This window comes from Candidatus Villigracilis proximus, assembly GCF_016717045.1.
Classification (GTDB): Bacteria; Chloroflexota; Anaerolineae; order Anaerolineales; family Villigracilaceae; genus Villigracilis; species Villigracilis proximus.
This window is the reverse complement of record NZ_JADJUO010000024.1, coordinates 1-26,703: the sequence shown is the minus strand read 5'-3', so window position 1 is coordinate 26,703 and position 26,703 is coordinate 1. Positions and strand designations below refer to the sequence as shown.

Sequence of the window (26,703 nt, the reverse complement as noted above, 5' to 3'; positions counted from 1 at the left end):
ATTCAACATCAACGCGTTGCGCCAATTTTTGCCGGGGTGCGACTATTTCCGCTGTCAGGAATGTTCCTGTAAGCTTCCATTATCCGAATTATTGATGGGTTTTGAAGAACGCGAATGAGCGTTCAACTAACGCGAGAAATCAAAGAACAACTCACAGGCATGGACAGTCGTATCGCCAATTACTTTATGGCAACCATGCGTGCCATCGCCGACGAAGCCAAAGATGGTCCGCGCTTGTTTACTTCCGCTCGCGTGAAGCGGGTCTCTCGCCGAAGCAAATCTTTTCACGTCCATGGAATTGCAATTATGGTGTGAGGCGGAAGGCTGTCAACATCCTGTCATTGAATCAAGGCAAGGCGTTTACACCATCGATCAAACCCGTGAATGGGTCAAACAAATTGCGCCGTATGCAAACACCGTCTTGAAAATCCTTGCCACGGTTGCGCCTGTCGCCGGCCCCGCCATTGACCTCTTCTTTGGTCGCGACAAAACCAAAACCTTGGATATTGACCGTCATTTGGATTTCGCAAATGCTGTCATCGGTCAACTGCCAGATGAACTCAAAGCAAAAGATCATGGCATGACGCCCGGCAAAATGCTCAGCGAACCCGAGCGCTCCGGCATCCTCGCGCTGCATCGCTTCCTGAACGAAGTTGATTCCACGCAAGCCAAACTCGGTCTGCACCGCGTCACCACCTACACCGGTGATTACCGCTGGCTGTGCAAACATCACTACGACGCATGGCAGCCGAATATCCCCGATGTGATTTCGGCACACGGGTGATAGAACGTGTGAAAGATTTGCAAGTGAATATTAAAAATAAATCGACCCTGAAAGTCTCGCGACTCTCAGGGTCGATTGCTTTAACACGAACCTAATTCCTAATCCCTAATTACCTAATCCCCTTACACCACAATACTGACTAACTTCCGGTTCGCCACGATCACCTTGCGCGGTTCCTTACCTTCCAAAAACTTCTGCACGGTCTCACTCGCCAGCGCCGCAGACTTGATCTCGTCTTCTGTGGCTTCGGCTGGGACAATGACTCTATCACGCACCTTGCCGTTGATCTGAACAGGCAGTTCGATGGAATCTTCTTTTGTGGCACCTTCGTCCACGGTCGGCCATGGTTGGGTATGGATCGAATACGGCTTGCCCAACTGTGACCACAATTCCTCGGCGATGTGCGGCGTGATGGGAGCCATCATCTTCAAGTAGATTTCGACCGCTTCGTTCCAATCCTGTGAGCCGACTGCGCCGGCTTCACGCGCCTTGTACATTTCATTCATCAATTCCATCAGAGAGGAAATGATCGTATTGAATTCAAAATTATCGAAGTCACGTGTCACCTTGCGCAAAGTCTGGTGAACCTTGCGGCGCAGATTCTTCGTCACCTCGGCAGAGGCAGTTGTCGGTTGAGTCGGATCGGTGAATAAAGTCCACACACGGCGCACCCAACGCACAGCGCCTTCAATGCCTTGTGAGTCCCAGGGCGCACCCATTTCCCAACGTGCAAAGAACATAATGTAAGCGCGCACACTGTCTGCACCGTATTTGTTCACCAGCACATCCGGCGCGATCACGTTGCCCTTGCTCTTCGACATCTTATCGCCGTCTTCGCCCAGCACCATGCCTTGATTGCGCAATTGCATCATCGGCTCATCGCCTTTGACAATGCCCGCGTCACGCAGCGCCTTGTGGAAGAAGCGTGTGTACAGCAAATGCATGGTGGCGTGTTCAATGCCGCCCGTGTACGTGTCAACGGGCATCCAGTACTTGTATTCGGCAGGGTCGAACGGACCCTGATCATATTTGGGTGACAGATAACGCAAGTGATACCACGACGAGCACATGAAGGTATCCATCGTATCGGTCTCGCGTGTGGCGGGGCCGTTGCAGACCGGGCAGGTGGTGTTCTTCCAGGTCGGGTGCAGCTTCAACGGGCTTTCACCGGTCGGGCGCCACTCCACATCCTCGGGCAGTTCCACGGGCAGCTGGTCATCGGGCACAGGGTTCCAGCCATGAATTTCACAATTGACCATCGGGATCGGCGCGCCCCAATAACGCTGACGCGAGATCAACCAATCGCGATAACGATAGTTGACCGACTCTTTCCCAATTCCCTGCGGTTCCAACCAATCAATGACCGCGCTGATGGATGGATTCTTGCGGCCTTTTTCTGTATTGACTGGTGTGCCGTTGAAGAAGTCACCTGAGTTAACCATGACGCCCGGACCGACATAAGCGGCTTCCATGGTTTCACTTTTCGCTTCGGGGCTGCGCTCGGGCTGGATGACCGGTACGATGGGCAGTTCATACTTTTTGGCAAATGCAAAATCGCGTTCGTCATGCGCGGGCACCGCCATAATTGCGCCTGTGCCGTAAGACATCATGACATAATCCGCGATCCAGATCGGAATGCGTTCCTGATTAACAGGGTTGATGGCGTACGCGCCCGTGAAAACGCCCGTCTTTTCCTTATCCACTGCGCCGCGTTGAATCTCTGTTTGACGCGCAGCCTGCGCTTTATATTCTGTGACTGCGGCTTTGTTATCAGGCGCGGTGATCTTGTCGACCAATGGATGTTCGGGTGAGAAGACCATGAAGGTCGCGCCCCACAACGTATCAGGACGAGTGGTAAAGACCGGGATCATCACTTGCGATTCAGGTGTGGGGCCGTCTTCTGTGCCCATACCTTTTTCCTGAATTCCCAGTTTTCCTTCAACGGATTCCCAATCCAAACGGAAGAATACTTCCGCGCCTTCAGAGCGGTCGATCCAGTTTGTCTGCAAAGTCTTGACCGTTTGCGGCCAGTCAATGCCGTCGAATTTCAACAACTCATCGGCATATTTTGTGGCTTTGAAGAACCACTGATCCAAATTCTTCTTGATGACGGGCGTGCCACAGCGTTCGCAATGACGGTCATCACCCCAGACCTGTTCACGTGCCAAAGTGGTATTGCACTTCGGGCACCAGTCCACGGCCGACATTTTGCGATAGGCCAATCCGGCTTTATATAACTGAATGAAGAACCACTCCGTCCACTTGTAATATTCAGGGGAAGCAGAAACCGCCTCACGCTCCCAATCGAACATCGCGCCCATCGAACGCATCTGCTTGCGCATCCGCTCGATGTTTTGGAAGGTGCGCTTCATGGGATGAATGCCATCCTTGATCGCCGCATTTTCTGCGGGCAGACCGAAGGCATCGAATCCCATCGGGAACAGGACGTTGTATCCACGCATACGCATGTAACGCGCGCGCGCATCAGACGGAGTCATCGCGTACCAGTGACCGATGTGCAAGTCACCGCTGGGGTAGGGCAGCATGGTCAGCGCGTAATGTTTCGGTTTGCTATTGTCGATGATGGAGCGATACAACTGGTCGGCATCCCATTTATCCTGCCACTTCTTTTCGATGTTCTGTGGATTATAGGATTTGTCCTGACGCGGTTTTTCTTCCTTGGCGGAAGTTTCTTTCACTGCAACGATCGCCTTTGGTTTGGTATCCGTTGCGACAATGGCTTTAGCGGGCTTGGGAGCAACGACTACAGCACTCGCCTTGACAGGCACCACCTGGATCGCCTTGCTCTTTGGCGCAGCTTTCTTCGCTTTGACAGAAGTTGTTGTTGCGGATTTTTGGCAACAACTTTCTTTGCGGCAACCTTTTTTACAACTGCTTTCTTTACAACAGGTTTTTTGGCAGCCGCTTTTGGCGCCTTGCTCTTTGCGGGGACAGCCTTAACTGTCTTCTTTTCCTTCGAGGGCACAGTATTCATGGCCTCAATGGCTTTCACTACTTTTTTAACCGCTTTCAGTGTTGACTTTTTTGGAGCCGCTTTTTTCTTCGTTTCGTTCTTCTTTGTTGTAGCCATTCTTACCTCATTCAAATTAAATATTGTTTTCACGGATTTTCGACGAATCGGTCTTTGAATTATCCTGCATCAGAGGAATGCAAAAGCAAAGGCACCTGCTTCCAGAAAATAATTTTGCTTTTCATATTCGCTTTCATCATAGGCCTCCTGTTCAATTATTACAATGGGTCACTTGGGCGACGAGCCGTTTTAGTGTAGTTGACCAACTTAAACAAAAAATCCTTCATCCACAAATAGGGACGAAGGACGCTGTGCGCTCCGCGGTACCACCCAAATTACGTTAGATAACTAACGTCACTTTGTTGCTGTAACGGGCTTTCCCGTCATCGACTACCCGCGGATTTATCGCGTTTCACCGATGAAGTCTCTCTTGCGAGGAACAGGCGAGTTCGGTCTTGTGTGTCCCGTTGACACTGGTGCTGGGCTTCCACCTCACTTTCCCAACTCGCTGACGGGTGACCTACTACTCCTGCCATGACTTTGTAAAAAGGGCAGGTATTTCTACCTGCCCCTACATTATGGTGGACCCAGAGGGATTCCGAACCTCGACCTTCTCAATGCCATTGAGACGCGCTCCCAACTGCGCTATGGGCCCATATGTCAACTAATTTTTTAGCAGTGAACATTGAAAAATTTTTTCGTTCACTGTTCGCTGCCCAGTGGACCTGAGGGGATTCGAACCCCTGACCTCCTCAGTGCGATTGAGGCGCGCTCCCAACTGCGCTACAGGCCCTTTTAACAAGGCGAAGCGTATTCTACCCGACGCGTTTGGGAATGTCAATGCAAATGGGGTGAAAAAACGGGGCTTTCTTTAAAGTAAAAACCTTCAGAAAGAAATTTCCAGGCTTTGTATTTGATGGAAAACATGAAATCAAAAAGGCTGATCGCATCAGCCTTTTATTGAATAAGTTATTCGTCTGCTTTTTGCAGGACGACCTTGAAGGTTGTCCCTCGTCCTTCACCCTCAGACTCAGCCCAGATCTTCCCGCCCTGGGCTTCGATCAGTCCCTTTGAAATGGTGAGACCGATCCCAAGGCCGCCGTAGTGACGTGTGTTCGGCGGTTCGATCTGGTAGAACTCTTCGAATACTTTCTGCAGTTTATCAACTTGAATACCAATACCATAATCCTGAATCCATATCATTACCTGCCTGCCCTGATCCACTGCGCCAACCACAATCTCGCTTTTTCAGGGGAGAAGCGAATGGCATTATTTAGCAGGTTGACAATGGCCAGCGTGGTCTTTTCGGCATCAACGTTCACAAAGATGGGATCCTCTTGAAAAGCGAGGACCAGCTGCAGGTCACGCCGGGCAGCGGTGTATTTGATCTCATCCAATGCAAAGTTTAAGATATCCTGCACCGCGATCTTCATCTGCCGCATTTCCATCCCATCGGTTTGGAGCAGGGTCAGGTTGTTCATCTGGTCGAGCAGGGAGCGCATTTGTGATGCCGCGCCAAGTACTTGATTGGCGTGGTCGGTTGATTCTCCGCGCGCGCTTTCCTGCAGGAAGGTTGCGTAGCCGATGATGATGCCGAGCGGCGTTCTTAATTCATGCGAGGCGAGAGACAGGAAATTGCTCTTGATCTGATTTGTGACTTTAACTTTTTCCAGCGCTTGTTGTGTGGCTCGTAATAAGCGCGCGTTGTTGATCGCGATCGCGGCATGCGCAGCGGTGACGGAAAGGATCGCCGCATCGTCCTCGTTGAAACCGCCTGTGCGTTTGTTGACCGCTTCGAGCACGCCCATGGTTCTATCTTTGATCGGCATGGGCACGCCAAGCAGCGTGTCTATTTTAAATTTGATGTGATCAGAAACGGGGGAGAAGTGACGCGGGTCCTGTTCGGCGTTGTTGAGGATCAGCGGCTGGTTCGTGCGGAAAATTGTCCCGGCGAGACTGCTGTCGATCGGAACAGGAATCTCTGCCAGTTGAGCGGGATCCGAGCCGGTGGCGGCGGCAAAGTAAAGGCGTGGATTCTTCTCATCGTAGAGCAGGATCGATGCAGCTTCACAATCCAATAATTCTGTGGCGGTGGCGGTGATAAGTTGCAGCAGGGCATCGAGGTCCAGCGTGGAGTTGAGTGTGACGCTTAACTCCACCAGTCGCAGTAAAAGTTTTTCGCGGCCCTCAAGATTTGTCAGTTGTCCGGTTTTTGAAGGTGTATTCATAGGGATAGTGTACAGGGATTTATAAGTGAATTCAAGCCCCAATAGTCCGGTATATTTAGAAATTATCTGGGAAGTCCTCTTCCCGCCCCCCCAAGAGAAAAACTGAGCGAGACTTTGTGCAGCACTTTTGACAGGTGAAAGGGGGAGTCTTTCACCTGTCAATTGCTTACCTTGTTGAGATGGAGAATTTAATTATGGGGCTGTAGTTTGTGTAGGAGGAACCGGTTGATCACCGGGACGGTCACCGCGCGGGCCGCCGAAACCGAAGCCGGGGCCATCAAGATAACCTTTGTCGAGACCTTCCAAAAGCCAGTCGGCTTTGGCCTGAGTGATACTTCCATCGGCTACACCGGCTTCGATGCGTGCGCGCATTTCAACAGCATGTGCGGCACTGATCGCATCCTGCACATCTTGAATGTCCACGCCGGCAGTGGTTGCCAGTTCTTCAAGGGTCTTACCATCTTTCAGTGCAGCGGAGAGTTCGTCAGTGGTCATGCCAAGCACGGATGCCGCTGCGGCCAACTCGGTTTCGCCCATGCCGGGTCCGCCGTGACCGCGGCCTTTATCGGGTTGCCCGGTTGTGGTCGTCGCGGGGGGCGTGCCTTCCTGTGCATAGGCTGTTGTGACGCTCACCGCGCCGAATAACATCGCAACCGCCAGGAGTCCGCCGATCAGGATTGAAATTTTCTTTTTCATATTTTTACACCTCTTTATAATTTTTGGCTGGAGCGCCTCCAACCTTCCCTTATGATATTTGAGGTGTGTAATCGGGATGTGACCGGCTTATATGGAAATTGTGTGGATGAAAAACACTATTTTTCACTTGACCTTCCTCCACTCCCGTCCTACAATCTGACTGATAACACGCTTCACACTTAATCTCAAACCTGATTCTGTTTTCTAGGAGAATTCCCCATGCCCGATTATTTGTTCCGTGGTTCGCTCGAAAAACTTGACCCCGATGTTTATAAATTAACCCAGCTCGAAGCGGAGCGGCAGTATCGCAAGTTGATTCTGATCGCGTCTGAATCCACTGCGCCGATGGCGGTGCGTGAGGCGTTGTCTTCCGCGTTTCAAAATATTTATGCGGAAGGCTATCCCGATGAAGACACGCGCTGGATGGATGATGAAGAGATTTTGGATTATCCCGCCCGCCTCGGAAACTACCGCCGCAACAGTGACCCGCGCTATTACAAGGGCGTGGAATATGCCGATACGGTCGAAGCGCTTGCCCGCCGGCGTGTGGCGCAAACCTTCGCCGCGAATGGAATCACAGCCGACCAAATTTTTGTCAACGTGCAGGCGTTATCGGGCGCACCCGCCAACAACGCGGTCTATCATGCGCTGATCAATCTCGGCGATACCGTGATGGGACTCAACCTGCTGCACGGCGGACATCTCTCTCACGGCTCGTCGGTCAACCGCTCGGGGAAATTCTTCAAGGCCGTGCATTACACAATTGATTCAAACGAAAAAATTGATTACGACGCCGTGCGCGCATTGGCCTTGGAAAACAAACCCAAGCTGATGATCGCTGGTTATTCATCGTATTCATGGGTTCCAGATTGGAAAAAGTTCCGTGAGATCGCGGACGAAGTGGGCGCGTATTTCCTCGCGGACATTTCGCACATCGGCGGGCTTGTGGCGGCGGGCGTGGTGCCTTCCCCCATCGGATACGCGCATGTGGTCATGTCCACTACGCATAAATCGATTGACGGCCCGCGCGGTGCAGTGTTGATGACAACGGATGCGGCGATTGCGAAGAAGATCGACAAAGCCGTCTTCCCCGGTGAACAGGGCGGCCCGCATGTGAATGTGTTCGCGGCTCTTTCTTTAACCTTCAAGCTGACTCAGACCAAGCAGTTTAAACAACTCCAGGCACAGACTCTCAAAAATGCAAAAGCCATGGCCGACCAGTTCACCAAGCGCGGACTGCGCGTCCCGTTTGGCGGCACGGACACCCACCTCGTCAATGTCGATTGCACCAGCATTGTCGGTGAGGACGGAACCAAACTAAGCGGCGACCAAGCCTCGCGCATTTTGGACATCGTTGGTGTCGTCGTAAATCGCAACACGATTCCAGGGGACAAGAATTCAATGGATCCGAGCGGCATTCGCCTCGGCACACCTTGGATCACCCAGCGTGGATTTGACGAGAAGAAGACTCGCGAATTGGCAAACGTTATGGCGGATGTGCTTCTGGCTTGTGCGCCGTATTCAGTGGACACGGTCAAGAAAGGCAAACAGCGCCGCGCGAAATTAGATTTCAACGTGTTGAACGAAGCCAAGTTGAAGATCCGCAAATTAGCGACTTCGGCAGGTATTGACTTCAAGCCGACCAAGAATGGCTATCCTCATTTCTATTACATTGATGATAAATCCACTACAGGCGTGTATGAATTGAGCGGACAGCGTATTCGTCAGGTGTTGGATTTTGCGGTGTCTTCTGATCTATCCGCTTTGAAGAAGGGCAAGACACAAGTTACATCCATTGCGACACCGAAGGGGCGTTATCAAAGGTTTGTTGAAGAACGTGGACAACAACACCTATCAACTGCAAGTGCCTGTCAAGAATGCTTCGGCAGTGGCAACCTGGCTGCGTGACCTTTCGGATGGATACACATCCTTCAACGTGGATGGGACAAAAGATTTCAGCGCGAAGCGTATGCCTGGTGCATTTGTGGTGAATGAAGTGAAAGCCAAACTCTCGGCGACGGTTCCCCCGCTTCAGGGTGGAGTCAAGCCCTGGTTTGTTGGAGTCAACCCACAGTTAAAGGGTGAGGCGCTGCCGCCCTTCGAGTGGAATGAGGCGGAAGGCGAGTTAAAGAAAACAGCGTTGAATCAAGTCCATAGAGACTTGGGCGGCAGAATGGTCCCATTTGCTGGTTGGGAAATGCCTGTGCAGTACACGGGGATTTTTGAGGAGCACCTTGCCACGCGCAATGCGGCGGGGCTGTTCGATGTTTCGCACATGGGCGTGTACGATGTGCGCGGCGCGGATGCGGCTTCGTTCCTCGATACGGTCTGCGGCAATGACTGCGGCGGACTGCTGCCGGGCGAGTCTTTGTATTCGCACTTCCTGACCCCCGATGCGGACGTGATCGATGACACGCTCATCTATCGCCGCGGCTGGGACAATTATCTCGTGGTCGTGAACGCGTCGAACGATGACAAGGATCGCACATGGCTCGAAAGTGTGCGCGATGGCGCAGTGAAAATTGACAACGGCCGACCGTGGGCGCGGACGTATGGCTACAATGCGGAAATCCGCAACCTGCGTGACCCGCGCTCTGGCAATGAAATGCGCGTGGACATTGCGCTGCAGGGGCCGAAGAGCCGCGACACGCTGCTGGCGATGGGCGTGGACGATGCGACCCGCGCGCGCATTATGAAGTTGAAGAGAACCGAGTTGTGTGATGCGGTGGTTGGCGGGTTCGACTTAATTGTCTCGCGCACGGGCTACACAGGCGAGAAGATGGCCTTTGAATTATTCGTCCACCCTGAACGCGCCGTGGACTTCTGGAATGCGATCATGAAAGCTGGTGAACAGTTTGGCGTCAAGCCCATTGGCTTGGGCGCAAGAGATTCATTACGCACCGAAGCAGGCTTGCCGTTGTACGGTCACGAAATGGGATTGGGCTCTGGCAAATTTGATGGCAGAGATTTGGGCGTAGCGGAAGGTGGATTTGGTTCGTACGTCAAACCGTACAAGCCGTGGTTCATCGGGCGGGATGCTTATGTGGCGCGCGAGAAAGAACGCAAGGGCGGCGTCATCCGCTTCACCTTCGATGACCAGCGCGTCCGCATGGCGCACAACGGCGACCCCGTGGTGAACGCGAACGGCGAGCGCATTGGCTTCGTCACCTCCTGCGCGATTGATGGGCAGAGATTTATTACTGGTCAGGCGTTCTGGGAATTTGCATATAGGAAGGAAGGTACGCCGATGCTCATTCATCAAGGTGGGGTGATGGATCGTCCGCTACGGCGGCGAAGGTGGTGAGTCGGTTTGCGAAACTTTAGTAATTGGTAATTAGTAATTGGAGATTGGTAATTGGGACGGTCTGTGGGGGCAGATCGTCCCTTTTTTTATTGCCATTTTCGTTTGGTGGGATCCCATTTTGTTTCTGAAGAAAGTTTTGGGTTTGCAAGAGGCATTTCCAGAAAACTCCATATTTCTTCTGTCAATGCGGACAAGTTTTCCATGTTGGTGCGCAGGGCGTTTTTCTTCAAGAAACTTCGCCAGCCTGCTTGATATTTAATTCCGAAGTCGGCGGATAAACATTTGGGACGGTTGATGGGGATCTCGGTATTGCGATTGTTGAATGTTGTCACGAGTGCTTCCTGCAAAGGAAATATATCGAACTCAAAATATTCGGAAATCAACCACACATCATAATAATCTTTCCAGCGGCTGGGCGCTTCGACATATTTTCCCATCGCGTGCAATTTTTCCGAGATAACAAATTCTGGCGAATATCCCATAAGCTGCGGGCGTTCCATGCCGCTCAACAATGTGGGAAAACTTATCTCTTTGGCAGAAGATAGAATTTCATCTGAAAACCCAATGTCAATATGAATGGGAATTTCAGCTTTACCCAAATATCCCAATAGATTTGCGCTGATTCCCATACGCTCAACATCCACCAACCTTTCTGTGACTTGAATTGTATTGGCGTCAAAGACTAGACCGTCTTCGGGCACAGAAGTCGCTATGGCTGCTTGGAGAATTTGAACAATCATTTCTGTATTGCGTTCCAACGAACCGAGGAAATCTATATCCCTTGTAGCACGGCGCTGCTCTATTTCCCATACTGTGAATATCAAACCTCCTTTGAGGACAAAACTATTTGCGTATTCAGTTTTGGACAGGCGATACAGAAACCGCTCCATGCCATAATGTTGAAGCAATCCATTAAAAGGCTTCTTTGTATTTTGGGATTCATTGGCAAGGCGGGCATGGATGGAGGCGGGGATATTTTTCATAGCAGCGTTTCCACATAGGGAAGGATGAGTTTCTCAACACGGTTGATTCTGGCATATTCCATGAGTCCGCTCACGTTGCGGGAGGCGTTTGACATATAGTCCTTCAATGCTTCCAGGGCAATATCTTTTCGATTTCTTTTCGATATTTGAAACAATCGGCAACAGTTTTTTCCTGCTATAGATGCGGACTTTAATACCGTCTATCGTGTGTTCTTCCACGCCAGCAGAATATTGTTTTTCCGACCTGATGAACGCCTTCACAGGCGGATACTCGACTTTGGGAGAACTCGTTCCGCGCGGCAGGGCAAGATATATCCAATGCGGGATTTGAGTGGTGAGCCGATGAAAATAAAGCGCGGATATCAAAAACACCACACCTTTGGGAATCAGGAGGCTGGCTTGCACAAGGTCGGGGTTGCTCAACGGTTCAGACTCCGCCAGTTTGTACAGCCCGCGTGCTTCTTTGATCAAATCTCCGCTTTTGGTCATCTCGTAGATGACATACTCAGGCACGCCAAGTTTGATTGCTTCCACCCGTCGCAAGATGCCATGCCGTTTTTGGAAAATGTTTTTGGCTTTCTGGAACCTGTCGTTTTTCATGGACTCATTTCTCCGTCCTTATTTTACAAGGAAAACACTACAATTACAATATAAATGTAGTGTTTTCCTGAAGTGCACGTTGAAGGTGGTAAGGCGGTTTGCGAAACTTTAGTAATTGGAGATTGGGACGGTCTGTGAGGGGGCAGGCCGTCCCTTTTTTTTTATCTATTGAAATTTTTCTTTAAAAACTATATTATGAAGCCATAGGAAAGGAGAATAAAATGGTACGTAGACTGACTATCCTCACTCTCGTGGTCATTGGGGTCGCGTTGACGGGCAGCCTGGTTTGGTCTTTCATCCTTAATGCCAGACATGACACAGTGCTGGCAGTGACTGCCTTTTCAGTCAGCGTGGTAACGTTCTTTGGTGTCATTTCATTAAACCGGCCTCGCGAGGGAAAATGGCTGGTTGGCAAGGAAAATTTGAGATCGGCCATTGCAAGCTGTGTTGTGATCACCTACGTTTTTATTCTTACCTTCACCACATTCGCAGGTTCGCCTAACGAAATGTCCGCATTAACCCAGTCATATACGCAGATGCTTTCCAATATCACGGGGGTGACGCTGGCCTTTTATTTCACTTCTTCCGCCGCAGTGGAAATTTTTGGCAAAAAAGGTTCAAGTGAAGAAGAGGATGACGAGGAGACTGAAAACAAAGTGCAGAAAGATGAGCTGGCAAAAAAGAAAAAGTGATATCCCGCCGAGTGGAGAAGGCATAGGAAGAAATACTGAGCTGTACACCGAGCGAAATTATGCATTTTGCGCGGATTAATCGTGTGGCGCAAGTCGTGCTTCCCTATTTGCAGGCGCTGATAATATGAGCGGGGAAATATATGCAGGAAATGGAGTAAGGAATACAAATAAGCAATAAAATGGATTTGTCCCGCCATGGCGGCGAATGTGGTGAGTCGGTTTGCAAAGTTGTAGGAGCAAGTGAATAGGAAATAGGGAACGGGACGGCTTTCTAAAAAGATTGCCGTCCCATAATTTTATCTTTATAATCAGGCTTAGTCGTGGCTATCCAATCTATTAAGATATAAATCAAAAAACACTATCACTACCAGGGAGAATGAAATGACAAAAAAAAAGCACAAAATTGACTTTAAGTAAATTATTGCCAATCATAGTGGCGTTAATTGCATGTTGCGGTACCGTAACTGCCGCATTCATCGGGTCAGACTCTATAAAAGGATTGTTGGCCCAATTTTATCCACAGTCAAATAATGCCATAATTACAGTTCATGTTGCAGATAGTTCAGGCAAACCACTTTCGGGGGCAAAATCTCTGTTCTTTTACTCTGCAGGCTCGCTGAGTCAATATACTGACACAAACGGCATATCTACATTTTTCATCGCCGATAAAATACAAGGAAACGTCAGATTAATCATTGAGGCTGATGGCTATCAAATTTACGAGAAACAGATAATTTACCCGATCGAATCTGTTGTTGATGTTCGTTTAATTGAAAAGCAAGGAAGCGAAGAGAATGTTATTCTTAGAGCAGTAAGTGAAAGTGATGGATTACCCATTTCTGGCATAGATGTGATAGTTTCTTTCTCTGGCGAAATCACTAGACAAACAACAGATTCTGACGGCTTTGCAGTTTTCACTTTACCATTTGACAGTAATGGTAAACTTGACGTTCAGATTAGTGTTAATGCGCAGGGTTACGGCATAGAAAATCAGTTTAGCACATTAGCACCTGGAAAATTGCAATATATCTTGCTTTCCCCTAACTCACTGAGAATTGAAATACCAAGCATCTCTAATTCAGGAAACAATTTGCCTGTGGCAACACCAAGTAACACTGCTGGCGATATTCCAATGCTAGAAGATTTGATTGGCACTGGGGTAGATATTAGTCAGCAGACCGGTGCAAGTGGATTAAAAAGTAATTATGTTAGACCCAAATTCGCAGCCATTGAAATACGCAAGCGCTGAAGTATATGAACAAATAGCTGATGCAAGTGGCAATCCCTCACGCAAAGATCGGATTGGGACTGGTTATATAAACCCTCAGGGCGAGATTGATTTTGATTTGAAAGCTGGCATGTATGCAGTATGCCCTAGCGAAAATAGCGGCTATGGGTGGATGGGGCGTGATTGTGTTTATAATGTGCAGGTTGTAGATAATAATCTAACTATAGTCAAGTTAGTTGGTGGCCAAATTGAGTTTGGGGTTGTAGATGTTGATGGAGTGCCCCTAAATAATGTTAATGTTGAGGCGTATACACAAAAGCCCGATATTAATGGAAATCCCGTTACTGATGCGCGTGTTTGGTATGGGTATCTAGAAAACACAGGTACTGTGAATATTTGGCTTACACCTGGTTTGTATTCAATAAGTACGGATTTAAAAGGATATAATTGGGGAAGTCTTTCTGATAAAAAAGGCGAAGTTAATTTTGTTGTGCGGAAAGAGGAAAAAACCTCTTATATTATAAGAATGGGGCGAATTGTTGTTGGAGTAACCAACCCAGATGGCAGTCCAAGTACTGGTATTTATGTAGCTATATATACTCAAAAAACAGATGTGAATGGTAGCTCGGTCATTGCTGACACTCTTTTTTCTGGGAGTACAGATAATGGCGGTTTTGTAAGCTTGGATTTGACACAAGGTTCTTACGCCGTGAAGATTGGCGATAATATTCTTTATGATGTCCCGGTAGTTTGGGGAAAAACTACTCAAACAGATGGAAAAAAATATCAACAAAAATAAGGAGCCGTAATTATCTGGCTGATTTAGTAGTTGTTGATCTGTTTACTAGTAAGTTTCCCACACCAATTCGCTAGGCGGCGTGATGGATCGTCCCGCTACGGCGGCGAAGGTGGTGAGTCTGTTTGGGGGTTGTAGGAAGTAGTGAGTGGAAAGAAGAAAGATGGGACGGCCTGAGGGTGGGCAGGCCGTCCTAAATTAGTATGAGGACTGGTATATGATTGAAATACTCCGTGATCCTATTTGGCAAGGTATTAGTGGCATAGTAGCGATTGTTTCTCTGACATTATATATATTGGTCGAGAGGGGAAAACTTCCGAAATTAGGAAGTTATTTTTCATCTATTAAGTCGTTTTTTGTTGTGATGTTTCTTTTATCTTTGTACATTTTGCTTTTCGGAGCCAGTTATTTAGTAATAGATGCTGTCACAAAAGAGTACGGCCTTGTTTTCGGAAATGCTGTAAGCGAAATAATTTACGGCTTAGGTGTCCTTTTGGCATTTATTTTTGTTGTAATTATTTTTCCAGGTGATTTTAAACTTCCAATAGTTTATATGAAAACAATATCTTTATTTATTCTATTAGAATTAGTTGTAAGAATTGTGTTTGTTGTTTTTTTAAACGGTAAGACACCCCAAGACGAAATATTTGGGTTTTGGAGAGGAGTGATTTTCGGTGGATTATTTATGTACATTGCAATTAGCTGGATGAATTTTAATTACTCAAAAAATTATTTAAAGTAATAGCTGTAAGTATTTAACTTCACCCTGATTGAGATAAATTATGCCCTTTCCTTTTGGAGGGGGCAGTTTTGCGCAGGTCAAGATAATTTTTGAACAACACGATTGTCCCCCGCTTATCATAGCAATTGACAGTAAGAAGTCGTATGATGAACCTATGACAAACACATCGTTATGGAGAACATCATGAACAAAGACACACTTCGTCAACTTGCCAATGCGCTATCCGTCGTCATCGCGCTGACCGTCAACATCCTCGCCAGTACCCTGCCGCTCAATGGGCAGAACACAGGCGAGATCTCAGACCGCTTTCAAGTCTACTTCGTCCCCGCGGGATACGTCTTCGCCATTTGGGGCATCATCTATATCGGCTGGATCGCATTTAGCATTTATCAATTTGGATCGGCACAGAAGGAAAGTCCGCGCCTGCGCAAGCTCGGATATTTATTTGCCTTAAGCGGCATCTTCAACGCGGCCTGGCTTTTCTGCTGGCATTACAACCTGTTTGGCTTGAGCGTACTGGTCATGCTGATCCTGCTCGGCCTGCTCATCGCCAGTTATCTTAAACTCAACGTCGGGCGCACGCCTGTCAGCGCCGCTGAAAAATGGAGCGTGGACGTTCCTTTCAGCGTCTACCTCGGCTGGATCTCCGTCGCCGCAGTTGCCAACGTCACCGACTATCTTTACTTTATCAACTGGAATGGATTTGGACTCGCGCCGCAGGCTTGGGCGGTCATCATGTTGGTTGTTGCGTGTCTGCTTGGTCTGCTCATGACGATCACACGTCGGGACAGCGGCTACGCCTTCGTGTTGGTCTGGTCCTTCGCTGGGATCGCTCAAAAGCAAGCCGATACGGCACTGGTCGCAAATAGCGCCTGGGTCGCAACCGTCTTCGTGCTTGGGCTCGCGATCTACAGCATCATCCAACGCCGCCGTGCAGCAGCCTGATCAAATAAATAATTAAGCCTGCTTTTGAGGTAAATGATTTGACCCTCTCCTGTATGGGAGAGGGTCAAATTTTAAACTTCCTATTTGGAATGCTTCACGGCGGGCTTTTCTTTTTCACGAAGAAAAGCAGCGTCGTCTTTTAATTTCCGGTATTGCGTATCCTGAAGTTGGTACCAGGTGAGCCAGCTAAAAAAGGAAAAAAAAAGCCGGTCAACAGATTTACCCAAATGAACATCAGGTTGACCAGATACTCGTTGCTGCTATAGATCAACCCGGATGAACGCCCCGATTCCAATCGCGATCAATTCAACAAACAGTTCAGTAGTTCCCATGGGCTGCTCTTTTTTTGCGATTATAGCATCTGCGGATTTTGTCTAAAAAATCCCGGTTTTTTAGAGTAGAAACCTTTGCTATGCTAAAATGTTTAACGAATAAACATACAGCACGGATATGTAATTTGCCAGACTGTCTGGGCCTTGAGTAAGGTCCATGCGTAAAAAGGAAAATATAATGACACAAAACGAGCAGGAAGAACTGGAGCGGGAGCAAAAGCGCAAACAGCGCCACGAGGAACGTCAACAGCTTGATGTGCAGCAGGGGCAAAAACAAAAGCCGCAAAAAGAGGAACAGGAAAAGCTGGAACGCGAACAGGAAGAACAGCGGATCCAACGTCAACAGGAACGGCTGCTTCTTGATCAACAACAGGTGGAGAAACAAAAGCTGCGTCGTCAGGAACAATTACTGCTGGAACAACAGCAGGAAGAGAAACGCAAATTGCGTAAGCAGGAAGAGGAAAAGAAAAATAAGAACCGGCTTCGTTTCTTAAAATATAAACAAATGGGGGATTTTCTCTGGTGTTGTGTCAGATATAAAATACGCTTATGAATAAAACTCTGTTTGCTTTTGGTTTGTTTCTTGTTGTCCTCGCCACCGTATTGCTGTTAACGAATGTGATCCCCTTTGGAATCGCTGCGGCGCTGGCCTTGCTCGGAAGCGGTCTGAGCGTTGTATCCACTCAAAGCAGGCGTATCAGGCCAAAGTCCGCGCCTGAAGCGCAGGTGGTGCAGACCGTCACGTCTGCGGATAAAAAATCCCGGGCGGTCATCAAACAACGTCCCGATGGAAAATTCCAAGTGGAGACCTGGAAACAGGTGGATTACATTCAGGATTCTGGCCCCAGTTGGGCGCGGCAGGGCGCATCGGGAATTACCGATACCCTGTCTGACGCGATGGATATGGCGCAGAGTTATGTTCATATGCGATAGTTTGAGGAGCAGGTTATGAACACAAAAATATTGATGACCTCCAGCAGCCTTGTACTTGGGTCTGCGGGAGTCTTCGCCTTGTTCGCGCCTGATGTTTTACTATCTGCGCTGGGATCGGCAGCTACAGGGACATTATCCATGCTGGTGCAGTTAATGGGCGCATTGTATTTTTCCCTGGCGTTGATGAACTGGACGGCCAAAGACAGCACGATCGGAGGAGTTTATGCGCGGCCGGTTTCGCTTGCGAATTTCGGTCACTTCTTAACGGGCATGCTGGTCCTGTTACGATATGAATTGTCCACTGAGATGAATTTGTCTCTTTTGACCGCGCTGGTTGTGTATGCAATTTATGCAGTTTGTTTTTACTGGCTGGTATTTCGGTCTACAGGGGTCAAATCATCTTCCCGTACATGAGGCCTCTCTAATGAAAAATCCGCAATGAGTACTAATTGCGGTGAAGGACAAAAAAGCGTATACTAAAATTGTCACAAGTGAAAAGGAGGATCTATGAAAAAGCAGATCGGCCTTTGGATTGACCATAAAAAGGCAATGCTGTTAAGTTTGGATGTAGATGGGGAAAATATCCAAAAAATCGAATCGGGGATTGAAAGGCATGTCAGCTATCGGGGCGCATCAAACACGCGCACTCCATACAGCGCCCAGTACCAAAAGGGAGATGATCAACTGGACAATCAGTTCACCGTGTATCTCAATAAATTTTACGACAAAATTATTATCCAGCTTCGCGGCGCAGGCTCGGTATTGATCATCGGTCCCGGCGAAGCAAAAGCTGAGCTGAAGAAACGCCTCGCCCATGCGAAAGTCCGCTTGCAGATCGTTGGCATTGAACCCGCCGACAAAATGACCGAGCGTCAGTTTGCAGCTAAGATAAGAAGATATTTCAAGCAATCTGGCATGGCCCGGGCATAGCTCTATTTTTTGCATCCGTCTCTTTTTTGGAGGGCCGTTATGTGTAATGGACAGAATCACCCCGTTAATTGTGATTGTGGCTTTGGTCCCAAAGATGGGAGTGCGGGGGACCCGCTTCCCCGGCCAAAAGGTAAGGGGTTTCAGGGACGTATCAAACGCGGAAAGAGAAGTTCGTGGGGTGAGGAGGCCATCTCAAACGAGAGTGTGCTTCGCAGGGGACTTTTCGAAATCGGGGTCGATAAACATGAAGTCCGAAAAGTAATTCGTGGTTATCACGACCTTAAAAAGGAATTCGCCGGGACGCATGCAGAAGTGGAGAGGGAGTTTGTCAACCGATTAAAGCGTCTCATTGGAATACGAAAATATAAGATCGAAGCGACAAAGACCAGAACGATCAAGGTGCCATTGTTTACCTTTGGCGCTCCCCCGGTTCCAAAAAGCAGGGTTACATATAAAGAAAGTGTGGATTTTAAGAATAAGAAAGTATGGACTGTTTCGCTGATCGTGCCGGGAATTGGCATGGGAGCCAGTCAGGAATACGAAACCAAGTACTCGCTCGAATATTTCTGTGATGCCGGTATTTTTAAAACGGTCTTTGCGCCGATCCGGGTTCGGATCTGCAAACTCGGAATATATGAAAAAGGCATCCGCATTAAAGATGGCGGACTGCGCATTACTGCAGAGGGTGGAAAATCTGAGCGGAACTTCCAGCATGGAATCAAAACATGCAGGCGCCCTGATTGCACTGAAGATAATGCTCTATTTAAAGAAACTTTCTTCAATGCCGGTGACGACACGAAATCCATTTCGACAAAAAAACAGGAACACTCATTCCAAAAACCATTGGAGACAAGTATCGGGTTGAATATTTTCGGTATTCAAACCAGCGTAAATGTTAACGTCACACTTAAGAAAACAGTTGCTCTTCAATATGACCTGCCGGGCGGGCATGATTATCACCTTTATCAATTGAAAAACCGGCATGGGATCCCCTGGACGGCCTCCATAAAACGGGTAGCCAGAAGGCAGCGGATATCACATGGAAAGCTGCCAAATTCCAAAAACCGAACTCGGCAACCGCATCATCCTCGAACTCCTGCTCTATCCAGAGTAACGAAGGCGCATACGGCTCATTGATCAAAACTGCCAGACAGTGATTAATATCGTCCATATTCCCGGCTTATCGAGGGAAAAGTTTTCGAATTCAAATTATCCCGCACTAGTATTATCCACAGTACGTAGTACAATGAAATCTGGTCGTTAAAAGGTAAAATGCCTATATGCGGGGGATATAGATCATCGTTTGCAAGCAGCACCACGCTACCTTTCAAGAATCCAAATCAAGTATTGCCAAGACGCCGCTTTGATGTGGCGCATTAAATTATTTAAAGGGGAGCAAGGAGAACATCGTGAATAAAACGATATTCGAAGAAAACTGGAAACTGATCCGCGGGCTGATCAATGGCCGCTGGAACCTGATGGTTGAATACGACCTGCTCAAAGTGGACAAGGCAGAGGTGAAGTTCGATAAATTCGTCACCATGCTGCAAGTTAAATATGGATATACCCGTCCAAAAGGCAAAGAGGAAATTGGCAAGCTCTGGGCTGAGTACGAAGCAAATCATAGAATGAAAACATAAAAGGAGTAATACAAGTGGAAACAACTACACCCGTCAAGACCAAACCCAAGCGCCCATCCAAAGGTGTTGCGAAACATAATCGCCTCGTGAAACAGGAAGCCCGTCGAAACAGCATCCCTGGTACTGTGATCGTAAAGAAAAAGAAACGCCTCGCACCTGCGGCGCAATAATATACGAATCCAAAGCCGGAACGCAATGTTCCGGCTTTTGATTCTTAACACACAGATCCATTCAGATACCACCTACAAGGGATCAGGATGGGTAGACCAAATATACACAATCGCGCTATTGAAGGTTAAATGCACGTACTAGAAAAACTGCCATTTGAGCACGCGTAAGAAAACTTTCCGGGCAATAGGTGCTGTCACCGCATCCACTTGTAATGCCTTCAGCAGCCAATTGTTCGATCCACGCAGCAGCCCAATAGGAAGCGGGTACGTCGCTAAATATCTTACCATTGGCAGCAGGTGGAACATAATCAGATCCGTGCCTGGCACGCAAGAGAAAAGCTGCCATTTGAGCACGCGTGACCATATCATCTGGACAGTAATTCCCGCTGCCACAACCAGAGGTGATCTCGTCAGCGGCTAAAGCGTCAATCCAATCCTGAGCCCAGTGATCGGCAGTATCTCCAAATTGAGTGGTTACATCCGGCGGGGAATAACTGCCTCCCTTAATACCACGTTCCAGAAAAATAGCCATCGCAGCACGAGTCACCTGTTCTTCCGGACAATACGTCAAAGGCGCAACATGGCAACCGCCAGTAATGCCATGTAGATAAACTTGATTGATCCATGAATACGCCCAGTAAGTATCGGGCACATCAGCAAAGATCGTCGTCAGTGGAGTTGTCGTTGGAGTAACAGTTTGGAGGGAAGAAATTAGTGGATCTGTTACATTCAAGTACTCTTCAACATTTGTATATCCATCGCCATCTTTATCCCCGTTTCCCTCCGAAATATTTACGTTGAAACCATATAAATTTTCCCAGGCGTTCGGCATTCCATCATGATCGGTGTCGAGGCAGGGAGTTCCAGTGGCAGGAACAACCCATCCACCCACTTGAGACGGGTCATCAATAATTTTTCCCGTGCCGTTCTTTACATCAGCAACAACCCGCTTATCGATCAAATCTCTACGGACGTACCAATTTCCAGCGCAATCAAGGCCCCGGCTGTTTCCAGCGCCGCCATCACCAATAACGGTGTTATATGCTTCTATTGCGCTAGTCGAATGCACTACAGGCGCTGGCGCAGGAGATGTTACGAGAATACCAGCCGGAGCACCCGACTTCATTTCAACCCAATTGGTTTCCGGTAAATTATCATTGGGTCGATTTTGGCCCTATATTTCCCTTTACATAAATTTTCCCATAAACCCATGTCCCATCATCAGCCGGGATGACCTTCAAATCACTATTAGACGTGCTGGAAGGACCTTTCTTATGATAATTATTTATCCAATTAACATAGCCTTCGCCTATAAGGCAGTTGAATTGTTGGTGCGAAAATGTCCATTGCGGATTGTAGGTAACATTATTAATTACCTGCACAATACCGCACACCTGCAAAAGTGGGCCGCGTTCTGCGTTATGGGCCATCAGGTTATTAAGAACAGAAACGTTTTCAGTTCCTTTTCCACCAGCAGATTCACTTCCTTGATAGCCCCCAATCAGAAGCCCTTTGCTATGGCAGCCTTTGGGATGGGTGCTGCAATTCAAGCCCTCGGAAATAATGTTCCATTGAATCGTAATGTCGTATGTACGATACCATGTAGTAAGTACTTCATCTGTAGCCCAACTAAAAGAACTGTGATCTATGATGATGTTGTAAATCGGAATACCGTTCCTGGCAATAACAATGGCATGATTCATTCCACCGGGACCTGGCCTTGAGGTAATGTAGCGGATAATGACATCATGAGTTTGAACACTTAATGTCTCGAACTCTCCGCCGCTAACTCCATTACGCAGGGTAATTCCGCCTCCAGGTGCCGTCTGACCAGCAATTGTAATGTACGGATTCTTGATTACCAGGGAGGAATTAAGGCTGATCAGCCCTCCAACTTTGAACACACAAATCCTGGGGCCTGTTTCCTCAACACAACTTCGCAGACTGCCTACGCCGGAATCATTCGTATTGGTAACCTCGTAAACTACCCCGCCTCGTCCGCCAATTGTATTTGCGCCAAAACCCTCTGCCCCAGGAAAAGCAGGGAGCGCAGCATCCATCAACGGCGCGCTATACGTTGTTGATGAAGCGTCTGCCGCATAAAAATTCCCAAGCATCAAGATAAATACAGCAAGACCACTTGCGAATCGATAAAACATCTTATTCATGGCTTTCTCCTTTTGGTATTGAAAAAAAACTGTCTGGCAATGCCAGACAGTTTTTGGTGTAATGTTTGCATCAATCTGGCAATTAAACTAAGAACCTGCTTTGGATCCCTGATCCTACATGTCTGCCCTGTGACAGACATGTTTTTTAAACATATTTATTTATTGTATTAATACTGGTAAAAAGACGAGACACTTACAGACTGTTTAATAACTTCACCACAAAGCCGCCAAAACACTTAAACATCATACGGTTATGTTTTAAGTGTTACATCATGATCATTGAAGATTAAATGTGCGAACCAGGAAAACTGCCAATTGCGCACGTGTAACAGAGTCATCGGGGCAGTAACTGCCATTCCCACAGCCTGATGTAATACCTTCGACTGCCAGTTGCTCTATCCAGGCGGCGGCCCAGTAGGAATCAGGAACATCAGTAAACATTGTTCCGCTAGCAACTGGTGGAACATAAGAAGCACCATGCATGGTTCGCAGCAGGAAAATAGCCATTTGAGCACGTGTAACAACGCCATCAGGGCAGAAGTTACCGTTACCACACCCTGAGGTGATTCCATCAGAAGCAGCGACGTCGATCCAATCCTGTGCCCAATGGTTGGCAGTATCTCCAAATTGGGTTGTTGTATCTGGAACATTGTAGCCTGAGCCTTTCATACCACGCTCAAGAAAAACCACCATTTCAGCACGTGTTACTGCATTTTCGGGGCAATAGATCAAAGGAGAAGTTCCACAGCCGCCAGTGATACTATTTTGATATAGTTTAATGATGGACTGGGAAGCCCAATAATCCGTATATACGTCTGCAAAAATTGTAGTCTCTGGAAGAGAAATCGCGGCATCGGGCCAGCCGGCTACATTTGCCGGGATCTGGCTTGGGTAGCCCGGAGGAGAAACCCAAGCGGGGGCGGGGATCGCTTGAAAAGCTCCCAGGTTGGCACCTTTTGAAATAATTGCCGATGAGGTAAACCAGGTGGAAATGGAAATTTCGGCTGCTTTTCCTATTGCAGGGCTGGCAGAGGATAGTTTTCCTTCTGAAGTAAGCAGTGCATCTGCTACTTTTCCATTTGGTTCTGTCACCCCAAAAGGTGCTTTGCTGATATCGTAATCAAATGAACCGGATGTAGGCGCCGCGTTGAATGCTTTATTGGCTGTGACATATATATTATTACGGACTGTCCAGGGGCTTGTAACTGTTCTGGAAAGTATGTCAAATGCCGAAAAATTATCGGCGGCAGTTCCGATGATCGTGTTGTTAAAGATCCATAAACCGTTTGTATAGCCTCTTGACAGGTCGATCTTGAAAGCTGAATTCAGGCGGTCGGCCTCATTGGTTGGATTGCCTGTGGTGATCTGAACGTTGTTATAGATAAATACCGGACCAAGTCCACTGGTTGTCAGGCTTGCCACCCGATGTGTCGATCATGGTGTTTCCATGAACATGGAAATTAAACGAATCACCTTCGGGTTCGGCGGGATCATCCACGACACGCTCGAAACGATTGCTATAGATGAATACATTTGAGTTCATCCATTTTCCGGTGCTGTCATCGGTGAAGAGAAAGCCATTAAATACATCATGTACATAATTATTGCGGATATGATATGTGCCGCCGCCAAACGATGATCCATATACGGCCCCGCCTTCACAGGCGGAATATTTTAATTGACTCCATGTTTTGCCTGCGGCGCAGGTTTGATAAAACTCGTTATTTTCCACAACCAAATGACTTGAATACTCTTTGATCAAAATCCCTGCGTGGGTAAAGTCGAAAACATTGTTCTTCAAAACAATAAAATGACTTGAAAGCACCGAAATTTCATCTTCTGCATTTTTGAAAGTCAGTCCTTGCAAAACAAGCCATTGTGAATTTTTCAAGATCAGGGAGCCGCCATCAAACACAGCATTGTTTCCTGTGATGTAGATCGGCGCAGTAGATGTGCCTTTTAAGGTAACGGTTTCAATTTTGGTATAGGTTCCTGCAAGTAAATTAATGGTGTCGCCTGCCGCTGCCTTGGTTGCGGCTTTTTGAATGGTTTTAAAGGGAGCAGAGGAAGATGTTCCCGGATTGGAATCACTGCCGTTTGCAGACACATAATACGAAACTGCCGCCATCGTTGGAACAGATGCGGATGAGGCTTTTGTGCTTGTGAAACTTCCAAGCGCCAGAATGAAGGCTGTGATGAAACTCATAATTCGATATGTTGCCTTGTGCATTATTTCTCCTTGCGTAATCAGTGAATTGCTTTCAACCCGTAGTTTTGAGTTTTTGGTATTCACATTTTTTTGTTTTTTTACGATCTCTCGATACTTTTGTGTTCTGACTTATGCAGGGTAACATAGCCACTTTGACCAGCCAGAGAAGTTTGGCATTACTAAAGTACTATTCAACTCCTCATTTTTGTAAACTTATCATTTACGCAAGGAAACAGACGCTGTTTTAACGAGCTGGCCGGGAAATATCTGTCAAAAAGCAAAATGGGATCGAATCTGCAAAAGCCCTTGCGTTATCGCAAGGAGGGAAAAACCCACCAACACACGGCACAAAGCCGAAAAAACCGCAGATGACAGGCCGTGTCAAATGGGCTATGATTGATTTGTTCATCAAGATCATTTATCGGCGCCAACGCAAAATTCACCATCACGAGGTGAAATATCTTTGTTAATCGCGGTTCACGCTCTACCCGTATTGGTATCTCTGGTTAAAATTTTGGCGAAAGTTATACTTACAAAAAATATTATGTCCCGACCTTCTACATTTAATCATCAAGCCGTTGCGATTTGTTCACGCGAACAAGCCGAGCAATTGGCAAATTACGATCATCAGCGCGTCAATGTCTTGGGAGAGGCGGGCGTTTTGTTGACTTCTGAGTGGATGCCGCTTGAAAAGCACGCCGGCCCATTCTTATTGACGGTTGTGTTTCATTATGCCCAATCGCATCCGCCTGCCCCGGCGGAGATTCAAGCTATCGTAGACAGACTCAAGTTTCAGGTCCGCGGGCAGCCGCGATAAATTCATCCTGAGCAGATCAAAATTCAAGCATAGAAAAATCCACAGAATCTGCCGAATCAGCCGCTAAAATCCGATATTTAGCATAAATGACGTTAGAGGCAAATTAGAGACCAATTCACCTGCTTGACGATGCTTTTGCGCGGATGGTAATATAAAAGCATGTATCTTAGAGGAAGTAAATGGAGTATGAACCGCAAAAGAACGCGACCGAACTGGTTTCGCATTATTTTGCTATGCCTGCTGGTATTGGGCGGCGCGTACGTGAATCGATTTATCATTTCCACGCAGCCTTCACCTTTTGTATCCACCCCCACCCCCACCCGCGCCCCCGAATCATTTATTACTGAAGCTGAAGGAATTATTTGAGGCGGGTAAACTTTTTCAGGCGATGGAAGCTTATAAACAAGCCATCGCATCACGCCCTGGAGACCCCACAACGCATATTGCGCTTGCGCGTGTGCAAGTATGGGCCGGCCTATATAAAGAAGCACAGATCAGCGCAGAAGATGCATTATTGCTCAGCCCTGATAACTCAATGGCAAATGCGGTGCTGGCCTGGACTTTGGATTTCCAGGGTGAATATCTCGAAGCTGAATCCAAAATTAAACGCGCCCTCGAATTGGATGATCAAAATGCGCTCGCACATGCGTATTATGTTGAAATCCTTGTAGACTCTTATTACAATGGCACATGTGTGGTCGATGCCATCGAAAAGGCGATTGCCGCATCAAATGTCGCACTGACCCTCGCCCCCGAAAAATTAGAATCGCATCGCGCACGCGGATATATTCTTGAAGCCACCGGCAATTACGAAGAAGCCATTCGTGAATATGAAGTTGCGGTCAGCATTAATAAAAATATTCCCGACCTGCATCTTGCCCTTGGGCGCAACTACCGCACACTTGGCATTTACGATCAAGCCGTTGAAGAATTTCAACGTGCAGATGCACTCAACCCCGAAGACTCAACCCCAGACCTGTTCATATCACGCACCTATGCCACGATCGGCGAATATTCAAAAGCCCTGCAATTTGCAGACTCTGCTGTAACCAACAAACCCACCGACGCAAATCTGCGCGGCAATCTTGGCGTGATGTACTATCGTAATTCATATTGGCCTGAAGCCATTGTGGAACTCAGTTACGTGGTCAATGGTGGTTTGACCAAGGACGGCGACCAGATCGAAGCCGTCAACCTTGCCCCCAACGATGGACGCAACGCAGAATATTATTTTACCTATGGGTTGGCGCTTGCACGCATGAATCAATGCGGTGAAGCATTAAAAATTGCACAGCTGATTCAATCCCGCATTCCAGCGGATGAACTGGCCGTGGAGAATGCAGCCGAGATCATTAACCGTTGCCAGCAGAATCTTAACGCGACCCCGGAACCGCTTCAGACTCCGTCCGAGCCTGCTCCTACTTCGACAAAGACTCTTGTCCCTGTCACCCCCACGCCATGAACATTTATCAAAG

30 protein-coding genes and 2 tRNA genes are annotated in these 26,703 nt (G+C 47.8%); 19 read left to right on the top strand and 13 right to left on the bottom strand.

Annotated features, from left to right (window positions below; translation table 11 throughout):
- The first annotated feature begins 114 nt into the window (after window positions 1-114).
- Window positions 115-315: a hypothetical protein gene (locus tag IPL71_RS21205; protein WP_345325097.1), complete on the top strand. Its 201-nt coding sequence runs from the start codon at window positions 115-117 to the stop codon at window positions 313-315.
- Window positions 293-784, top strand: coding sequence for a hypothetical protein (locus IPL71_RS21200; protein ID WP_345325096.1), 492 nt, complete (start codon window positions 293-295; stop codon window positions 782-784). Before IPL71_RS21205 ends, IPL71_RS21200 begins: the two co-directional genes overlap by 23 nt.
- Window positions 785-906: 122 nt before the next feature.
- Here IPL71_RS21200 and leuS read toward each other — a convergent pair whose 3' ends face one another.
- The 7 genes from leuS to IPL71_RS21165 all read right to left on the bottom strand — a co-directional run bounded on the left by leuS (window position 907) and on the right by IPL71_RS21165 (window position 6,739).
- Window positions 907-3,483, bottom strand: a complete 2,577-nt coding sequence (gene leuS / locus IPL71_RS21195) for a leucine--tRNA ligase (protein WP_345325239.1) — start codon at window positions 3,481-3,483, stop codon at window positions 907-909.
- 65 nt (window positions 3,484-3,548) lie between these two features.
- The gene (locus IPL71_RS21190) at window positions 3,549-3,875 is read right to left on the bottom strand and encodes a hypothetical protein (RefSeq protein WP_345325095.1); all 327 of its coding nucleotides are present in this window, start codon (window positions 3,873-3,875) and stop codon (window positions 3,549-3,551) included.
- A gap of 519 nt (window positions 3,876-4,394) precedes the next feature.
- Window positions 4,395-4,470: transfer RNA gene (locus IPL71_RS21185), tRNA-Ala, on the bottom strand.
- 65 nt (window positions 4,471-4,535) lie between these two features.
- Window positions 4,536-4,608: transfer RNA gene (locus tag IPL71_RS21180), tRNA-Ala, on the bottom strand.
- Window positions 4,609-4,784: 176 nt separating this feature from the next.
- On the bottom strand, window positions 4,785-5,018 hold the full coding sequence (locus tag IPL71_RS21175) for an ATP-binding protein (RefSeq protein WP_345325094.1): 234 nt from the start codon (window positions 5,016-5,018) through the stop codon (window positions 4,785-4,787).
- Entirely contained in the window at window positions 5,018-6,043 is a 1,026-nt protein-coding gene (locus IPL71_RS21170; RefSeq protein ID WP_345325093.1) for a GAF domain-containing sensor histidine kinase, read from the bottom strand. The genes IPL71_RS21175 and IPL71_RS21170 overlap by 1 nt, the downstream gene beginning before the upstream one ends.
- A 192-nt stretch (window positions 6,044-6,235) precedes the next feature.
- The gene (locus IPL71_RS21165) at window positions 6,236-6,739 is read right to left on the bottom strand and encodes a hypothetical protein (RefSeq protein WP_345325091.1); all 504 of its coding nucleotides are present in this window, start codon (window positions 6,737-6,739) and stop codon (window positions 6,236-6,238) included.
- 219 nt (window positions 6,740-6,958) lie between these two features.
- On the opposite strand from IPL71_RS21165, the gene glyA reads away from it, so the two are divergent.
- Both glyA and IPL71_RS21155 read left to right on the top strand, forming a co-directional pair.
- On the top strand, window positions 6,959-8,647 hold the full coding sequence (gene glyA / locus IPL71_RS21160) for a serine hydroxymethyltransferase (RefSeq protein ID WP_345325090.1): 1,689 nt from the start codon (window positions 6,959-6,961) through the stop codon (window positions 8,645-8,647).
- Window positions 8,577-10,043 (top strand): aminomethyl transferase family protein, encoded by a 1,467-nt coding sequence (locus IPL71_RS21155; protein WP_345325089.1) that lies wholly within the window; start codon window positions 8,577-8,579, stop codon window positions 10,041-10,043. The genes glyA and IPL71_RS21155 overlap by 71 nt, the downstream gene beginning before the upstream one ends.
- An 86-nt stretch (window positions 10,044-10,129) precedes the next feature.
- On the opposite strand, the gene IPL71_RS21150 is transcribed toward IPL71_RS21155, so the two are convergent.
- Window positions 10,130-11,026, bottom strand: coding sequence for a nucleotidyl transferase AbiEii/AbiGii toxin family protein (locus IPL71_RS21150; RefSeq protein ID WP_345325087.1), 897 nt, complete (start codon window positions 11,024-11,026; stop codon window positions 10,130-10,132).
- A gap of 33 nt (window positions 11,027-11,059) precedes the next feature.
- The gene (locus IPL71_RS21145; RefSeq protein WP_345325086.1) at window positions 11,060-11,626 is read right to left on the bottom strand and encodes a type IV toxin-antitoxin system AbiEi family antitoxin domain-containing protein; all 567 of its coding nucleotides are present in this window, start codon (window positions 11,624-11,626) and stop codon (window positions 11,060-11,062) included.
- A gap of 221 nt (window positions 11,627-11,847) precedes the next feature.
- Between IPL71_RS21145 and IPL71_RS21140 the strand changes: the two genes are divergently transcribed.
- From IPL71_RS21140 to IPL71_RS21085, 12 genes are all read left to right on the top strand, one after another.
- Window positions 11,848-12,318, top strand: coding sequence for a hypothetical protein (locus tag IPL71_RS21140; protein ID WP_345325084.1), 471 nt, complete (start codon window positions 11,848-11,850; stop codon window positions 12,316-12,318).
- A 433-nt stretch (window positions 12,319-12,751) separates the two neighbouring features.
- Window positions 12,752-13,567 carry a carboxypeptidase-like regulatory domain-containing protein gene (locus IPL71_RS21135; protein ID WP_345325082.1) on the top strand — a complete coding sequence of 272 codons (816 nt, stop codon included), beginning with the start codon at window positions 12,752-12,754 and terminating at the stop codon, window positions 13,565-13,567.
- On the top strand, window positions 13,524-14,345 hold the full coding sequence (locus IPL71_RS21130) for a hypothetical protein (RefSeq protein WP_345325080.1): 822 nt from the start codon (window positions 13,524-13,526) through the stop codon (window positions 14,343-14,345). The genes IPL71_RS21135 and IPL71_RS21130 overlap by 44 nt, the downstream gene beginning before the upstream one ends.
- A gap of 214 nt (window positions 14,346-14,559) precedes the next feature.
- Window positions 14,560-15,084, top strand: coding sequence for a hypothetical protein (locus tag IPL71_RS21125; protein WP_345325077.1), 525 nt, complete (start codon window positions 14,560-14,562; stop codon window positions 15,082-15,084).
- 183 nt (window positions 15,085-15,267) lie between these two features.
- Complete coding sequence (locus tag IPL71_RS21120; RefSeq protein ID WP_345325075.1) at window positions 15,268-16,029, top strand: TspO-related membrane protein; 762 nt, start codon at window positions 15,268-15,270, stop codon at window positions 16,027-16,029.
- A 510-nt stretch (window positions 16,030-16,539) separates the two neighbouring features.
- Window positions 16,540-16,914, top strand: a complete 375-nt coding sequence (locus IPL71_RS21115) for a hypothetical protein (protein WP_345325073.1) — start codon at window positions 16,540-16,542, stop codon at window positions 16,912-16,914.
- Entirely contained in the window at window positions 16,911-17,294 is a 384-nt protein-coding gene (locus tag IPL71_RS21110; RefSeq protein ID WP_345325071.1) for a hypothetical protein, read from the top strand. The genes IPL71_RS21115 and IPL71_RS21110 overlap by 4 nt, the downstream gene beginning before the upstream one ends.
- A 15-nt stretch (window positions 17,295-17,309) precedes the next feature.
- Window positions 17,310-17,708 carry a hypothetical protein gene (locus IPL71_RS21105; RefSeq protein ID WP_345325070.1) on the top strand — a complete coding sequence of 133 codons (399 nt, stop codon included), beginning with the start codon at window positions 17,310-17,312 and terminating at the stop codon, window positions 17,706-17,708.
- Window positions 17,709-17,801: 93 nt separating this feature from the next.
- Window positions 17,802-18,224, top strand: a complete 423-nt coding sequence (locus IPL71_RS21100) for a hypothetical protein (RefSeq protein WP_345325069.1) — start codon at window positions 17,802-17,804, stop codon at window positions 18,222-18,224.
- A gap of 519 nt (window positions 18,225-18,743) precedes the next feature.
- On the top strand, window positions 18,744-19,361 hold the full coding sequence (locus IPL71_RS21095; protein WP_345325068.1) for a hypothetical protein: 618 nt from the start codon (window positions 18,744-18,746) through the stop codon (window positions 19,359-19,361).
- Window positions 19,362-19,633: 272 nt separating this feature from the next.
- The gene (locus IPL71_RS21090; protein ID WP_345325066.1) at window positions 19,634-19,864 is read left to right on the top strand and encodes a hypothetical protein; all 231 of its coding nucleotides are present in this window, start codon (window positions 19,634-19,636) and stop codon (window positions 19,862-19,864) included.
- A gap of 14 nt (window positions 19,865-19,878) precedes the next feature.
- The gene (locus IPL71_RS21085) at window positions 19,879-20,034 is read left to right on the top strand and encodes a hypothetical protein (protein ID WP_345325064.1); all 156 of its coding nucleotides are present in this window, start codon (window positions 19,879-19,881) and stop codon (window positions 20,032-20,034) included.
- A 115-nt stretch (window positions 20,035-20,149) separates the two neighbouring features.
- On the opposite strand, the gene IPL71_RS21080 is transcribed toward IPL71_RS21085, so the two are convergent.
- From IPL71_RS21080 to IPL71_RS21065, 4 genes are all read right to left on the bottom strand, one after another.
- Entirely contained in the window at window positions 20,150-21,160 is a 1,011-nt protein-coding gene (locus tag IPL71_RS21080; RefSeq protein WP_345325062.1) for an S-layer homology domain-containing protein, read from the bottom strand.
- 28 nt (window positions 21,161-21,188) lie between these two features.
- Window positions 21,189-22,202: a pectate lyase family protein gene (locus IPL71_RS21075; RefSeq protein ID WP_345325060.1), complete on the bottom strand. Its 1,014-nt coding sequence runs from the start codon at window positions 22,200-22,202 to the stop codon at window positions 21,189-21,191.
- A 276-nt stretch (window positions 22,203-22,478) separates the two neighbouring features.
- A complete protein-coding gene (locus tag IPL71_RS21070; protein WP_345325058.1) occupies window positions 22,479-23,624 on the bottom strand; it encodes an S-layer homology domain-containing protein in 1,146 nt (381 codons plus the stop codon).
- Window positions 23,578-24,432, bottom strand: coding sequence for a right-handed parallel beta-helix repeat-containing protein (locus IPL71_RS21065; protein ID WP_345325056.1), 855 nt, complete (start codon window positions 24,430-24,432; stop codon window positions 23,578-23,580). Before IPL71_RS21065 ends, IPL71_RS21070 begins: the two co-directional genes overlap by 47 nt.
- A 523-nt stretch (window positions 24,433-24,955) precedes the next feature.
- On the opposite strand from IPL71_RS21065, the gene IPL71_RS21060 reads away from it, so the two are divergent.
- The 3 genes from IPL71_RS21060 to IPL71_RS21050 all read left to right on the top strand — a co-directional run bounded on the left by IPL71_RS21060 (window position 24,956) and on the right by IPL71_RS21050 (window position 26,690).
- On the top strand, window positions 24,956-25,228 hold the full coding sequence (locus tag IPL71_RS21060) for a hypothetical protein (RefSeq protein ID WP_345325054.1): 273 nt from the start codon (window positions 24,956-24,958) through the stop codon (window positions 25,226-25,228).
- Between the two features lie 186 nt (window positions 25,229-25,414).
- The gene (locus IPL71_RS21055; protein WP_345325052.1) at window positions 25,415-25,594 is read left to right on the top strand and encodes a hypothetical protein; all 180 of its coding nucleotides are present in this window, start codon (window positions 25,415-25,417) and stop codon (window positions 25,592-25,594) included.
- 22 nt (window positions 25,595-25,616) lie between these two features.
- A complete protein-coding gene (locus tag IPL71_RS21050; RefSeq protein WP_345325050.1) occupies window positions 25,617-26,690 on the top strand; it encodes a tetratricopeptide repeat protein in 1,074 nt (357 codons plus the stop codon).
- Window positions 26,691-26,703 lie beyond the last annotated feature (13 nt).

Coding starts and splice junctions, on each gene's coding strand:
- IPL71_RS21115 (WP_345325073.1), top strand. CDS start 16,540: ATGACACAAAACGAGCAGGAAGAACTGGAGCGGGAGCAAAAGCGCAAA.
- IPL71_RS21125 (WP_345325077.1), top strand. CDS start 14,560: ATGATTGAAATACTCCGTGATCCTATTTGGCAAGGTATTAGTGGCATA.
- IPL71_RS21105 (WP_345325070.1), top strand. CDS start 17,310: ATGAACACAAAAATATTGATGACCTCCAGCAGCCTTGTACTTGGGTCT.
- IPL71_RS21150 (WP_345325087.1), bottom strand. CDS start 11,026: ATGAAAAATATCCCCGCCTCCATCCATGCCCGCCTTGCCAATGAATCC.
- IPL71_RS21075 (WP_345325060.1), bottom strand. CDS start 22,202: ATGAATAAGATGTTTTATCGATTCGCAAGTGGTCTTGCTGTATTTATC.
- IPL71_RS21165 (WP_345325091.1), bottom strand. CDS start 6,739: ATGAAAAAGAAAATTTCAATCCTGATCGGCGGACTCCTGGCGGTTGCG.
- IPL71_RS21120 (WP_345325075.1), top strand. CDS start 15,268: ATGAACAAAGACACACTTCGTCAACTTGCCAATGCGCTATCCGTCGTC.
- IPL71_RS21095 (WP_345325068.1), top strand. CDS start 18,744: ATGGGAGCCAGTCAGGAATACGAAACCAAGTACTCGCTCGAATATTTC.
- IPL71_RS21055 (WP_345325052.1), top strand. CDS start 25,415: ATGAACCGCAAAAGAACGCGACCGAACTGGTTTCGCATTATTTTGCTA.
- IPL71_RS21065 (WP_345325056.1), bottom strand. CDS start 24,432: ATGCACAAGGCAACATATCGAATTATGAGTTTCATCACAGCCTTCATT.
- IPL71_RS21200 (WP_345325096.1), top strand. CDS start 293: ATGGAATTGCAATTATGGTGTGAGGCGGAAGGCTGTCAACATCCTGTC.
- IPL71_RS21110 (WP_345325071.1), top strand. CDS start 16,911: ATGAATAAAACTCTGTTTGCTTTTGGTTTGTTTCTTGTTGTCCTCGCC.
- IPL71_RS21170 (WP_345325093.1), bottom strand. CDS start 6,043: ATGAATACACCTTCAAAAACCGGACAACTGACAAATCTTGAGGGCCGC.
- IPL71_RS21175 (WP_345325094.1), bottom strand. CDS start 5,018: ATGATATGGATTCAGGATTATGGTATTGGTATTCAAGTTGATAAACTG.
- IPL71_RS21130 (WP_345325080.1), top strand. CDS start 13,524: ATGTTAGACCCAAATTCGCAGCCATTGAAATACGCAAGCGCTGAAGTA.
- IPL71_RS21060 (WP_345325054.1), top strand. CDS start 24,956: ATGTCCCGACCTTCTACATTTAATCATCAAGCCGTTGCGATTTGTTCA.
- IPL71_RS21050 (WP_345325050.1), top strand. CDS start 25,617: ATGGAAGCTTATAAACAAGCCATCGCATCACGCCCTGGAGACCCCACA.
- IPL71_RS21100 (WP_345325069.1), top strand. CDS start 17,802: ATGAAAAAGCAGATCGGCCTTTGGATTGACCATAAAAAGGCAATGCTG.
- IPL71_RS21145 (WP_345325086.1), bottom strand. CDS start 11,626: ATGAAAAACGACAGGTTCCAGAAAGCCAAAAACATTTTCCAAAAACGG.
- IPL71_RS21140 (WP_345325084.1), top strand. CDS start 11,848: ATGGTACGTAGACTGACTATCCTCACTCTCGTGGTCATTGGGGTCGCG.
- IPL71_RS21190 (WP_345325095.1), bottom strand. CDS start 3,875: ATGGCTACAACAAAGAAGAACGAAACGAAGAAAAAAGCGGCTCCAAAA.
- IPL71_RS21205 (WP_345325097.1), top strand. CDS start 115: ATGAGCGTTCAACTAACGCGAGAAATCAAAGAACAACTCACAGGCATG.
- glyA (WP_345325090.1), top strand. CDS start 6,959: ATGCCCGATTATTTGTTCCGTGGTTCGCTCGAAAAACTTGACCCCGAT.
- IPL71_RS21080 (WP_345325062.1), bottom strand. CDS start 21,160: ATGAAGTCGGGTGCTCCGGCTGGTATTCTCGTAACATCTCCTGCGCCA.